Origin of the sequence: Cryobacterium sp. TMT1-62 (assembly GCF_004403145.1) — a bacterium.
GTDB lineage: Bacteria > Actinomycetota > Actinomycetes > Actinomycetales > Microbacteriaceae > Cryobacterium > Cryobacterium sandaracinum.
Genome location: NZ_SOGZ01000013.1, coordinates 1 through 12,271, shown reverse-complemented (window position 1 = coordinate 12,271; position 12,271 = coordinate 1). Strand labels below are relative to the sequence as shown.

At 69.3% G+C, this 12,271-nt stretch carries 10 protein-coding genes; 6 read left to right on the top strand and 4 right to left on the bottom strand.

Translation table 11 applies throughout. The features are described from left to right. Positions 1-1,517 (bottom strand): glycosyltransferase (locus E3T34_RS03275; protein ID WP_134342185.1); only part of this gene is annotated, 1,517 nt, incomplete at its 3' end. 93 nt (positions 1,518-1,610) lie between these two features. Here E3T34_RS03275 and E3T34_RS03270 point away from each other — a divergent pair. Both E3T34_RS03270 and E3T34_RS03265 read left to right on the top strand, forming a co-directional pair. Further along, positions 1,611-3,926, top strand: a complete 2,316-nt coding sequence (locus E3T34_RS03270) for an FdhF/YdeP family oxidoreductase (protein WP_134342184.1) — start codon at positions 1,611-1,613, stop codon at positions 3,924-3,926. Further along, positions 3,923-5,311, top strand: coding sequence for a phosphatase PAP2 family protein (locus tag E3T34_RS03265; protein WP_174843119.1), 1,389 nt, complete (start codon positions 3,923-3,925; stop codon positions 5,309-5,311). The genes E3T34_RS03270 and E3T34_RS03265 overlap by 4 nt, the downstream gene beginning before the upstream one ends. On the opposite strand, the gene fdhD is transcribed toward E3T34_RS03265, so the two are convergent. The 3 genes from fdhD to fdhA form a co-directional block, all read right to left on the bottom strand. Continuing rightward, complete coding sequence (gene fdhD / locus E3T34_RS03260; RefSeq protein ID WP_134342183.1) at positions 5,308-6,168, bottom strand: formate dehydrogenase accessory sulfurtransferase FdhD; 861 nt, start codon at positions 6,166-6,168, stop codon at positions 5,308-5,310. The genes E3T34_RS03265 and fdhD overlap by 4 nt on opposite strands. A gap of 6 nt (positions 6,169-6,174) precedes the next feature. Beyond that, a complete protein-coding gene (gene moaA / locus E3T34_RS03255; protein ID WP_134342182.1) occupies positions 6,175-7,203 on the bottom strand; it encodes a GTP 3',8-cyclase MoaA in 1,029 nt (342 codons plus the stop codon). Between the two features lie 131 nt (positions 7,204-7,334). Further along, a complete protein-coding gene (gene fdhA / locus E3T34_RS03250; RefSeq protein WP_104101328.1) occupies positions 7,335-8,549 on the bottom strand; it encodes a formaldehyde dehydrogenase, glutathione-independent in 1,215 nt (404 codons plus the stop codon). Positions 8,550-8,740: 191 nt separating this feature from the next. Here fdhA and E3T34_RS03245 point away from each other — a divergent pair, with 191 nt between their 5' ends. The 4 genes from E3T34_RS03245 to E3T34_RS03230 form a co-directional block, all read left to right on the top strand. Next, complete coding sequence (locus E3T34_RS03245) at positions 8,741-9,991, top strand: ThiF family adenylyltransferase (RefSeq protein ID WP_134342181.1); 1,251 nt, start codon at positions 8,741-8,743, stop codon at positions 9,989-9,991. 2 nt (positions 9,992-9,993) lie between these two features. Next, entirely contained in the window at positions 9,994-11,292 is a 1,299-nt protein-coding gene (glp, locus tag E3T34_RS03240; protein WP_134342180.1) for a gephyrin-like molybdotransferase Glp, read from the top strand. Then, entirely contained in the window at positions 11,289-11,786 is a 498-nt protein-coding gene (gene moaC, locus E3T34_RS03235; RefSeq protein ID WP_104101336.1) for a cyclic pyranopterin monophosphate synthase MoaC, read from the top strand. Before glp ends, moaC begins: the two co-directional genes overlap by 4 nt. Positions 11,787-11,788: 2 nt before the next feature. Beyond that, on the top strand, positions 11,789-12,271 hold a 483-nt coding region (locus tag E3T34_RS03230), incomplete at its 3' end, for a molybdenum cofactor guanylyltransferase (RefSeq protein ID WP_134342179.1).

Sequence of the window (12,271 nt, the reverse complement as noted above, 5' to 3'; positions counted from 1 at the left end):
GCGCCCGCCGCGCTGGTCACGCCGGTCGCGCCGGTCGCGTGCGCGGCGGGCGGGTCGGCCGCGAGTCGGGCATCCGCCAGGGCACGCTCGATCACGGCGAGGTCGATGCCCTCCGCGATCACGGAGTGGCGTTCCGGATGCTGCCGGATATCGATTCCCACAAGGTCGCGCATGTCACGCCGCAGCTCGGGCCTCGGGAAGAGAACGGTGTGCGCGGCATCCGCGGCCAGCCGCTGAACGAGCCGGGCCCGGAACCAGAAGTGCTCGGTCTCGTCGACCGTGCCGAAGTTCGCCCGGGTGAGCACCCCGGAACTGTCGAGGGAGTGGATGACGCTGTGCGGGTCGGGGGCCACCGTGAACACGATCGGAATGTCGAGCTCGCGGGCGACGGTGGAGGCAGCCAGCGTGCCGATGTCGGCCATTCGCAGGTGGATCGCGTCGACGGTGCCGGCGGCGCGCAGAATGCGACGGATGCCGCGCTGCGTCGCAATCCGCCGCGGCCAGGCATCGACCGAGGCGACGGGTTCGCCCAGGAAGGGCACGGTCGCGAAGGCGTGCTCCGCGAGGGAAGACCCGACCTCGGACAGAGAGGTGAGCGCGCCGGCGAAGCTGCCGCGGGAGAGGGTGAGCACCCGTTCCACGGAGCCGCCGCGCTCACTGCCGCCGCTGCCGCTGCCGCCGGAGACGAGCGCGTCGCCCAGGCGCACGAGCAGCGTGGCGATGCCACCGTTATCGCCGGCTCCCACCTGGCTGAGTTCGCGGTCGATGTCGGCGTGCAGGAAGAGTTGGGCCACCGTCAGCCCCCGGCTCCACGGCGGGCGCGGGTAGGCCGGCACGGTCAAGTCGATCAGGGCGAGCCGGGCCACGTCGGCAAGCACGCCGCTGCCCTGCGACAGGTCGCTCACGATACGGATGTTGGCCTCGTTCGGACCGAGGTCGCCGATGGCCGCGATCGCCGCCGCACGCACCGCGTTCGGCTCGGAGCCGTCGACTGCGACCCGGCGCAGCAGACGTTCGGGGATGCGCCCGGCGATGAGACCCATCGTTTCGACCAGGCGGGCGCGGGCGCCGCACTCATGCACGCCGATCAGGGTGCCCTCGAGGGCGAGCGCCACATGCACCGGCACCGACGAGCTCCACTGCTCCAGCGTGCGCTGGGCGATCATGCCGGAGAAGCCGCCGTCGACCACCATGCTCAGCAGTCCGGAGATCGCCTCGAACCGGGGCAGCCGGGCGCCGAACGCCCAGGCCGTGTGTTCGCGGATGAAGAGGGAGTCGTGGGTGAGCAGCGACACGAGCACGTCATCCGCGGACTCGTCGAACACCTGGCCGAGCGAGTGAATGGCTGCGATCGCGGTCAGCTGGTCGCCAGGGTCGGTCGCCGCCTGCGCGAGCAGGCGCACGGCGCGGATGCCGCCGTCCCGGCTCGCTGCGATGGTCAGGTCGTCGGCGCAGCGAATGCCGTCCAGGATTGACCGGGTCTGCCGCATCGTGTCCAGCGTCGTGTGAGTTCCCACGGTGCCCCCTCTGTCTCCTGCTTCAAGCAGTCCGATCCGAACATACACGTAGCCGATGTCGGAACGCCCTGTGAAATGGAGCAAAATGGTCACATGACACGACGCGCTCCGATCGAAGACATCAACGAAGACAATCTGGCCGTCACGAAGCCGAAGAAGTCCGCGGCCGGAGTGGAAGCGGTTCTGGTGGCGCTCGATCGCGGGTTCGCGCAGGCCGGCGTTCCCCGCACGGCGAAGGCGCTGCTGCGCCTCAACCAGCGCGACGGCACCGACTGCCCGGGCTGCGCGTGGCCGGAGTCGCAGGGCCACCGCAAGACCGCGGAGTTCTGTGAGAACGGCGCCAAGGCCGTCGCCGAGGAGAGCACCCTGCGCACCGTGACGCCGGCGTTCTGGGCCGAGCACTCGATCGAGGAGCTCGCCACGAAGACCGAGTACTGGCTCGGCAACCAGGGCCGCATCACGCATCCGGTGGTCATCCGTCCCGGCGACACGCACTACTCCCAGATCTCCTGGAACGAAGCCTTCGAGCTCATCGGCGAGCGGATCCGAGCCACCGTTCCCGACCGTACGGTCTTCTACACCTCGGGACGCACCGCCAACGAGGCGGCGTTCCTCTACCAGCTGTTCGCCCGCTCGATCGGCACGAACAACCTGCCCGACTGCTCGAACATGTGCCACGAGTCCTCCGGAAGCGCCATGAACGCCACCATCGGCATCGGCAAGGGCACCGTTTCGCTCGAAGACATCCACCATGCCGAGCTGATCCTCGTCGTCGGCCAGAACCCGGGCACCAACCACCCGCGGATGCTGTCGGCCCTCAAGGAGTGCAAGGACAACGGTGGCCGGGTCGTCGCCGTCAACCCGCTGCCCGAGGCCGGGTTGTTTAATTTCAAGGATCCCCAGTCGGTCTCCGGCCTGATCGGCGATGGCACAGCACTCGCCGACGAGTACCTGCAGATCAAGGTCGGCGGCGACCTGGCCCTGTTCCAGGCCCTCGGCCACCTGCTGCTCGAAGCGGAGGAGCGCGTTCCCGGCTCCGTCGTCGACGCGGAGTTCGTCGCGGCGAACACCCAGGGCCTCGACGAGTACCGCGCCGCCCGCACGACCATCGACTGGGCCGAGACGGAGAAGGCCACCGGGCTCACCGCGGTGGAGATCTCCACCGTCGCGCAGATGATGATCGACTCCACGGCCACGATCATCTGCTGGGCGCTCGGACTCACTCAGCAGCCGCACTCGGTCAACACACTCAAGGAGATCATCAACCTGCTCCTGCTGCAGGGCAACTTCGGCAAGCCGGGCGCCGGCGCCTGCCCGGTTCGCGGCCACTCCAACGTGCAGGGCGACCGCACCATGGGCGTCTGGGAGAAGCCCAAGGAATCGATGCTCGCCGCGCTGGACAAGGAATTCGGCATCGAGTCCCCTCGCAAGCACGGCCTCGACTCGGTGGACACCGTCGCGGCCTTCGAGAACGACGACGTCGACGTGTTCGTGTCGATGGGCGGCAACTTCGCCCTCGCCTGCTCCGACACAGTGGCCCTCGAGGCGGCAATGCAGCGCGTGGGCCTGACCGTGCACGTGTCGACCAAGCCCAACCGGTCGCACATCATGCACGGCACGACCTCGCTGATCCTGCCGACGCTGGGGCGCACCGACACGGACGACAAGCACCCGGGTGGTCGCCAGGTGCTCTCGGTCGAGGACTCCATGTCGGTCGTGCGCACCACGCAGGGGCGTCTGGACCCGGTCTCCGAGCACTTGCTCGCCGAGCCCGTCATCGTCGCCCGGATGGCCAGCGCCACCCTCGGCGACGACCACGTGATCGACTGGAAGGCGATGGCCGACGACTACGACGTCATCCGTGACCGCATCTCGCGGGTTCTCCCGGGCTTCACCGATTTCAACGCGCGCCTCAAGACGAAGAACGGTTTCGTACTGCCCAACCCACCCCGCGACACCCGCAGCTTCGCCACCGACATCGGCCGGGCCCGGTTCACGGTCAGCCCGCTCGAGTACCTCACCCCGCCGGCCGGCCACCTGATCCTGCAGACCATGCGCAGCCACGATCAGTACAACACCACGTTCTACGGCCTGGATGACCGCTACCGCGGAATCTCCGGCGGCCGCCGGGTCATCCTGATCCACCAGGACGACGTCACCGAGCTGGGCTTTGCGGACCGCGACATGGTCGACGTGATCAGCACTTTCCGGGGCGAGGAGCGGCGCGCCAACGAGTTCCGCCTGGTGGTCTACCCCACCCCGCGGGGCTGCGCGGCCGCGTATTTCCCCGAGGCGAACGCCCTGATGCACCGCGAGCTCGTGGCCCGGGAGTCGAACACCCCCGGTTACAAGGCCATGTCCGTGCGATTCATCGCCCACGAGGCAGCGAATTCAGCACCGCTGACGTGAGCCGAGGCGTGAACACGGGCGCTGGGGCACAGCGCGTCACCCACTGGTGGCCGCTGCTCTCCGGGCTGGTCACCGTCGCGCTGGCGGTGGGTCTGGGCCTGGTCATCTCCCGGAACGGCAAGCCGTTCGCCCTGGACACGGAGTGGATGATCGCGGTGTCCGGCAATCGGGCACCGGTGTGGGATTCCCTCGCCCTCGTGATGAACAGCCTGGGCGGCGGTCTCACCGCCTCCGTCGTCGTGCCCGGTCTGCTCATCGGCCTGCTCCTGTTCTTCAAGCGCCCGTGGGCCGCGGGCTTCGCCCTCGCGGTAACCGTGGTCTCCGGTGCCGCCGTGCACCTCCTCAAGTGGCTGTTCGGCCGGGCCCGCCCGGTCGAGCTCGACGATCTGTTGGTCAGCGTCGATTTCGGGTCGTTCCCCTCCGGCCATGTCGCCAATGCGGCGACGCTGGCGATAATCCTGGCGCTGCTCTTCCGGTTCTGGTGGGTGTGGCTGGCCGGGGCGCTGTACACGGCGCTGATGATGCTCAGCCGCACCTACCTGGGCGCTCACTGGCTGACCGACACCGTCGGGGCGGCACTGCTCGGCATCGGGATCGCGGTGGCGGTCTGGGCTCCCCTGGCCGTGACACTCGATCGCGAACGCCGACGCAGCCGCGCGTCGCATCCGTGGCGCACGTTCCACGACCGGTACGTCGTCGAGACGTGGGAACGCAATGCCCGGTCCCGCCGCATGCTCCAAGTCACCGCGATCGCCTGCCTGAGTTTCGGCGCCGTCGTCTTCACGCTCACGCTGCTGAGTGTGCTGAGCGGCGGCGGCGTCACCGCCATCGACCTCCCCGTGCAGGAGTGGCTGCTGGAAGCCCGGTCCCCCGTTCTGACGACCGTGATGGTGGTGCTGGCGGTCGTATTCGGGCCGGTCGCGCTGCCCCTGATCGTGCTGGTCGTGTGCGTCGGCTGGGGTCTTCTCACCCGGCACGCCTGGCGCCCCCTGCTGCTCGCCGGTGCCATGGCAACCGGCGTGGTGCTGGCCCAGGTCATCGGACGCACGGTCGGCCGCGAGCGGCCGCCGATCGACCTGATGCTGTACGGCACGGATCTCACGTTCTCGTTCCCCTCCGGCCACGTGCTGGGTGCATCCGACTTCCTGCTGGTGACCGCCTACCTTCTGCTCTCGCGCCGTTGCAGCATGCGGGCCACCACCCTCGGTCTCAGCATCGCCGTGGTCGGCACCGTGCTGGCGGCCCTCAGCCGCCTGTACCTCGGCTACCACTGGACCACGGATGCCCTGGCCTCCGTTTCGATCTCCCTGATAGTGGTGGGCTGCGTGATCACGGTCGACACCTGGCGCACCGGGCGGGTGGTCGAACCCGCGGAGCGCGGCTAGCCGGGGACGCTCTGCGGCGTCCGCTCGCCGCTCGTGATGCGTTCCACCCCGGCGTAGATCACCATGGAGTCGCCGCGCAGGAACCCGACCACCGTCATGCCTACCTCGTCCGCGAACTCGGCGGCCAGCGACGACGGCGCCGACACGGCGGCGAGCACCGGAATCCCGGCCATCAGCGCCTTCTGCGCCAGTTCGAAGCTCGCCCGGCTCGACACCATCAGCACCGTGCCGGTGAGCGGAAGCAGGTCTTCCTTCAGCGCCCAGCCGATGACCTTGTCGACCGCGTTGTGGCGGCCGACGTCTTCGCGCAGCACCAGCATCCGCCCGGTGGTCCCGTCGAAGAGGGCGGCCGCATGGATGCCGCCGGTCTTCTCGAAAACGTCCTGGGCGGCACGCAAGACCTCGGGGAAGCTCGTCAGGAGCTCTGCGTCGACCTGAAGCGGGTCAGCCGTCACCGGGAACGCCGACTTCGTGCGCACGGCGTCGATGCTGGCCTTGCCGCAGAGCCCGCAGGAACTGGTCGTCAGGAACGATCGCTCCAGGCTCGGGTCGGGCGGTGTGACCCCGGGCGCGAGCGACACGTCGAGCACGTTGTAGGTGTTAACGCCCTCGACGGTGGCGCCGGCGCAGTACCGGGCCGTGGAAAAGTGCTCGTTCCGGGTGATGACGCCCTCCGACACCAGGAACCCGGCGGCGAGGTCGAAATCGTTGCCGGGGGTTCGCATCGTGACGGCGAGGGAGCGGCCGTTCACGCGGATCTCGAGTGGCTCTTCGACCGCCAGCACGTCTTCCCGGCTGGTGGGATTCTCGCCCGCCGTCAGTCGCACGACCTTGCGCCTGGCCGTGATCCTGCTCATCTGGATTCACCCACCGATGTACGACATTTCGATTCTCTTCTTGCCGGATGCGCGCAGCCGGCCGGTCTCGGCGCTGCGCAGCTCCGAATAGCGGTCCGTGCGCTCGCGCCAGATCTGCTTCAGCACCTCGGTCAGCTGCTCATCGGTGCAACCGCCGCGCATCAGGGCACGCAAGTCGTGCCCCTCGGTCGCGAACAGGCAGGTGAACAGCTTGCCGTCGGTGGAGACCCGCGCCCGCGAGCAGGAATGGCAGAACGACTGGGTGACACTGGAGATCACGCCGATCTCCCCCTCGCCGTCGCGGTAGCGCCACCGGCGGCTGGTCTCACCGGTCTTGTTGGGGGCCACCTCCTCGAGAGGCAGTTCAGCGTTGATGCGGGCCACGACCTCGGCCGAGGGCACCACGTCACCCATCTCCCAGCCGTTGCTCGAGCCCACGTCCATGAACTCGATGAACCGGAGGATGTACGGGGTGCCTTTGAAGTGGCGCGCCATGGCAACGATGTCCTGATCGTTCTGCCCGCGCTTGAGCACCATGTTGATCTTGATCGGGCCGAGCCCGACCGAGTGGGCCACGTCCAGGCTGTTCAACACCTTGGCGACCGGGAACTTCACGTCGTTCATGGCCCGGAACGTGGCGTCGTCGAGCGAATCCAACGACACCGTGACGCGCTTCAGCCCGGCGTCCTTCAGAGCCCGGGCCTTCAGCGCCAGCACCGAACCGTTGGTGGTCATCGCGATGTCGATCGGGCGGCCGTCCGGGGTGCGGAGCGCCGCCAGCATCGCCACCAGTTCCTCGATCCCTTTGCGCAGCAACGGCTCACCGCCGGTGAGGCGGATCTTCTCGACCCCGTGCGCCACGCTGATCCGCGCCAGCCGGGTCATCTCTTCGAAGGAGAGCAGTTCGTCGCGTTCCATGAAAGCAAAGTCCTTGCCGAAGACCTCTTTGGGCATGCAGTACACGCAGCGGAAGTTGCAGCGGTCGGTGACCGAGATGCGCAGATCGTGCAGCGGGCGTTGGAACTGATCAATCATGTCTCCACACTAACCGCCGCCCTCCGCGGCAAAAGTCCTTCGGGACGGTGACAAATGCCCGGCCTCAGCAGAACAGGGCATCCGACCCGGGCGAACCGCGGGCCGGATGTCCTGTTACCGGTCGAACGCGCTTACTTGATGTACTGGTTCGGGTTCAGCACGTATTTGATCGACTTGCCGGCGTCGAACTCGGCGTAGCCGCGCGGGGCATCGTCCAGGCTGATCGCCTGAGCGTTGACGGCCTTCGCGATCTGCACCTTGTCGTGCAGGATCGCCATCATCAGCGACCGGTTGTACTTCATCACCGGGGTCTGACCGGTAGCGAAGGACAGGGACTTGGCCCAGCCGAGGCCCAGCCGGATGGACAGCGAGCCGACCTTCGCCGCCTCGTCGACCCCGCCCGGGTCACCCGTGACGTAGAGGCCCGGGATGCCCAGGCCACCACCGGCGGCCGTGACCGTCATCAGCGAGTTCAGCACCGTGGCCGGACGCTCCGTTCCGGCATCCTTGCCGTGGCCGCGGGCCTCGAAGCCGACCGCGTCCACGCCGCAGTCGACCTCGGGCACACCCAGGATCTGCTCGATCTGATCCTGCGGTTCGCCCTTCCGCAGGTCGATGGTCTCGCAGCCGAAGCTGCGGGCCTGCGCCAGCCGCTCCTCATTGAGGTCGGCGACGATGACGACGGCGGCCCCGAGCAGCTGAGCGGATGCCGCCGCGGCCAGACCCACCGGGCCCGCTCCGGCGATGTATACGGTCGATCCGACCCCGACGCCCGCGCTGAACGCTCCGTGGAAGCCGGTCGGGAAGATGTCCGAGAGCATGGTGAGGTCCATGATCTTCTCCAGCGCCTGGTCCCGGTCCGGGAACTTCAGGAGGTTCCAGTCCGCGTACGGCACCAGCACGTACTCGGCCTGGCCGCCGACCCAACCGCCCATGTCGACGTAGCCGTAGGCGCTGCCCGGGCGGTCGGGGTTGACGTTGAGACAGATTCCGGTTTTGCGCTCCTTACAGTTGCGGCACCGGCCGCAAGAGATGTTGAACGGCACCGAGACGATGTCGCCAACCTTGATGAACTCGACGTCGGGTCCGCATTCGACCACCTCGCCGGTGATCTCGTGGCCGAGGACGAGGTCCGACGGCGCGGTCGTGCGCCCGCGAACCATGTGCTGGTCCGAGCCGCAGATGTTGGTGGTGACCGTGCGGAGGATGACCCCGTGCGGCACCTTGCGGCCCACGTTCGCCGGGTTGACACCCGGTCCGTCTTTCAGCTCGAAGGTCGGGTAGTCGATGTCGATGACCTCGACGACGCCCGGGCTCTTGTAGGCAACTGCTCTGTTCCCAGTCATGAAGTACCTTCCTAGTTCCTGTTTGCTTCCCTCACAGCGAGACCCGTCGGGCCGCGCGAGACTGCATCGAAATTTCTAGTTGGTGCCTGTTTCACATCTAGAGGACTACATTGCGGCCTGAAATTCAAGGGGTGTGCTCAGATGACTGTTTTGGGTACACACCGGGCGCTGCCAACGCCTACCGTGGAAGCATGGCCATTCCCCCTCTTGTCGAGCCGATCGCCCGCCTGAGCGGCGCCGAATCCGTTCGCACCGCCCGCCAACGCCGTCTGCCCCAGCTCAACGAGCTCGGCCAGCGCCGCCTCGCCAACGCCCGGGTGCTCGTGCTCGGCGCCGGCGGGCTGGGGTCCCCCGCGCTCATCTACCTGGCCGCGGCCGGCGTGGGAACGATCGGCATCGTCGACGGCGACGACGTCGAACCCAGCAACCTGCAACGCCAGATCGTGCACGGCCAGGCGGATGTCGGACGCCCCAAGGTGGCCAGCGCCGCCGAATCGATCGCCCAGATCGCGCCGGAGGCCGTGGTCGTGCAGCACGCCGAACGGCTCGACGCCGGCAACGCCGCCGCGATCATCGGCGGTTACGACGTGGTCATCGACGGCACCGACAACTTCCCCACCCGTTTCCTGGTCAACGACACCTGCGCGGCCCTGGGCCTGCCACTGGTCTGGGCATCCGTTCTCCGTTTCGACGCCCAGCTGTCGGTGTTCTGGGCCAGCCCACCGGCCGAGAGCGGCCTCACCGGGGTGCATCTGCGCGACCTGTTCCCGACCCCGCCCACAGAGGGTGAGGTGCCCAACTGCGCCGAAGCCGGCGTGCTCGGCGCGCTCTGCGGCCAGGTGGGCTCGCTGATGGCCACCGAGGCGATCAAGCTGATCGCCGGTATCGGCGCTCCGCTGATCGGGCGCGTGCTCGTGATCGACGCGCTCTCGGGCCGTTTCACCGAAGTGCCCCTGATCGGCACCGGCATCGCCGCCGCCGACCCGAACCCGGCAGCGACCCTCGCCGCCGCCCGCGGCTCCGCTCGGGCCGCCACCGCTGGGGCCTGGTCGACGCTCACCCCGGTGGAGCTCGTGGCCCGGCTCACTGCCCGCGCCGAGGGAACCGACCCGTTCGTGCTGGTCGACGTGCGCGAGCCCGACGAGCACGCCGAGAGCGCCATCCCGGATGCCGTCCTGCTGCCTCTCGGCGACCTGCTCACCGAGGCCGGAATGGCCACCCTGCCGCGGGACGTGCCGCTGGTGCTGCACTGCCATCTGGGGCCGCGGGCCGAACGCGCCGCGATGGCCCTGGACGCGGCCGGCTTCACCGGCCTCACCCTGCTCGCCGGCGGGATCGTCGCCTGGGACGTCGCCGTCGCCGCACGCACGGCTCCCGGCCGGGGCAGCAAGTGGGCCGGCGACGCCGTGTCCAACGAATCGACGACCACAGCGGGGAACTGACCATGACGGGGAACACGCACGAGCACGCCCACGAGCACGACGCCGACGCTTGCGCCGTACCGGTCTCGGCCCGCAGCGTCGCCGACCAGCTCTCCTTCGTGCTCGCCGCGGTCGCCCCGCTGCCGCCCGTGCTGGTCTCGCTTGACGAGGCGCTGGGCCTGATGCTGGCCGAGGATGTTCGAAGCGCCACGGACACACCTCCCTTCGACAACTCGGCCATGGACGGCTATGCCGTCCGGCGCGCCGACCTGCTTCAGGCCTCCGCCGAGCACCCGGTGACGCTGCCGGTGGTCGCCGACCTTGCGGCCGGAACCAGCCAGAACCCGCACCTGGAGACCGGGCAGGTGGCCCGGATCATGACGGGGGCGCCGCTCCCGGACGGGGCGGATGCCGTGGTTCCGATCGAAGACACCGATCAGGGCATCGACACGGTCACCGTCGTGCGGGCGCCGCAGCCGGCAGCGCACATCCGTCGCGCCGGCGAAGACGCCCACGCCGGCGACACCGTGCTCACCCGCGGCTCAGTGCTCTGGCCGACCCGGGTTGCCGCGGCCGCCAGCGCCGGAACCTCGTCGCTCCGGGCGCACCCGGCTCCGCGCGTGGCCGTGATCTCCACCGGGAGCGAGCTCGTCACCCCCGGCGAACCCGCCCGGCGCGGCCAGATTCCCGACTCCAACTCCTACCTCCTCGCGTCGGCCGTCACCGCCGCCGGTGGGGTGCCGATCCGGCTCGGCGCGGTTCCCGACGACGAGAACACGCTCCGCAGCCTGCTGGCCAGCCTCGCCGGCACGGTCGACGCCATCGTGCTCTCCGGCGGGGTGAGCGTCGGCGCCTACGACATCGTCAAGGCCGTGCTCGCCCCGCTCGGCACCGTACGGTTTGGGCCGGTCAAGATGCAGCCGGGCAAGCCTCAGGGTTTCGGCCGCTGGCCGGCCGACGACAATGCAGTCGAGGGACCGCTCATCTTCGCCCTCCCCGGCAACCCGGTCAGCGCCTTCGTGTCGTTCGAGGTGTTCGTGCGGCCGGCCCTGCGCCGCCTCGGCGGGCACATCGACCTCTTTCGCCCCACGATCTCGGCGACCGCCGGGGAGAGCTGGGACTCCCCGCCCGGCCGTGCCCAGTACATGCCGGTGACCCTCGAGGGCGTGGGAATCCGCAGAGTGGTCCGCCGGTCCGCCGCGGGCGGGTCGGGATCCCACCTCGTCGCCGGGCTTGCTCAGGCCGTCGGGCTGGCCATCGTGCCGGAAAACGTGACGCGGATTGCCGAGGGCGACCGCGTCACTGTCATGCTGTTGACATGAGCATCCGCGACCTGTCCGCACACCCCTTCACGCATCTCGACTCTTCCGGCCAGGCCCGCATGGTCGACGTCACCGAGAAGCAGCCCACCGTGCGCAGCGCCACCGCCGCCGGCTTCGTGGCCTGCGGACCGACGGTCATCGCGGCCCTTCGCGACGGCAGCACCCCCAAGGGCGATGTGCTCGCCGTGGCCCGCATCGCCGGCATCCAGGGTGCCAAGAAGTGCGCCGACCTGCTCCCCCTCGCGCATGTGATCGGGGTGCACGGCGCCGCCGTCGACCTCGTCATCGAAAACACCGGGGTGCGCGTCACGGCCACCGTGCGCACGGCCGACCGCACCGGCGTCGAGATGGAGGCGCTGACCGCCGTGTCGATCGCCGCCCTCGCCGTGGTCGATATGGTCAAAGGCCTCGACAAGTCCGTTTGGATCGAGAACGTGCGCCTCATCACGAAGACCGGAGGGAAGTCCGGCGACTGGCACCGCCCGAACGAGTAGCGATGACCCGAGCAGCCATGAGCGTCGACCTGATCGTGCTGGCGGGCGGGCGCGCCCGGCGCCTCGACGGCGCGGTCAAGCCCGCGGTCGAGGTGGCCGGGCGCACGCTGCTCTCCCGGGTGCTGGACGCCCGCGGTCTCGCCCGGAACGTTGTCGTGGTCGGGCCGGAGGAGGCCCGTGCGGCCGTCCCGGACGACGACACGTCCGAGCTGACCTGGACGCTCGAAGATCCCCCGTTCGGCGGCCCGGTCGCCGGCATCGTGGCGGGACTCGCGGCGCTCGAGCACGCGACCGCGTCCGGGCCTGCGGACTGGGTGCTCCTGCTGGCCTGCGACCTGCCGTGGGCAGCGGATGCCGCCCGCCTACTGGTGCCGGCGGCGTCCGACCCGGGGCTGCCGGCATCCGTTCACGGCCTGCACCTGGTCGACGCGGGCGGCCGCGCGCAGTGGCTCGCGGGGATCTACCGTCTGGCGCCGCTGCGGGCG

Excerpts from the sequence above, each read along its gene's own strand:
- E3T34_RS03270 (WP_134342184.1), top strand. The coding sequence starts at position 1,611 with ATGACACGACGCGCTCCGATCGAAGACATCAACGAAGACAATCTGGCC.
- fdhD (WP_134342183.1), bottom strand. The coding sequence starts at position 6,168 with ATGAGCAGGATCACGGCCAGGCGCAAGGTCGTGCGACTGACGGCGGGC.
- moaA (WP_134342182.1), bottom strand. The coding sequence starts at position 7,203 with ATGATTGATCAGTTCCAACGCCCGCTGCACGATCTGCGCATCTCGGTC.
- fdhA (WP_104101328.1), bottom strand. The coding sequence starts at position 8,549 with ATGACTGGGAACAGAGCAGTTGCCTACAAGAGCCCGGGCGTCGTCGAG.
- E3T34_RS03245 (WP_134342181.1), top strand. The coding sequence starts at position 8,741 with ATGGCCATTCCCCCTCTTGTCGAGCCGATCGCCCGCCTGAGCGGCGCC.
- glp (WP_134342180.1), top strand. The coding sequence starts at position 9,994 with ATGACGGGGAACACGCACGAGCACGCCCACGAGCACGACGCCGACGCT.
- moaC (WP_104101336.1), top strand. The coding sequence starts at position 11,289 with ATGAGCATCCGCGACCTGTCCGCACACCCCTTCACGCATCTCGACTCT.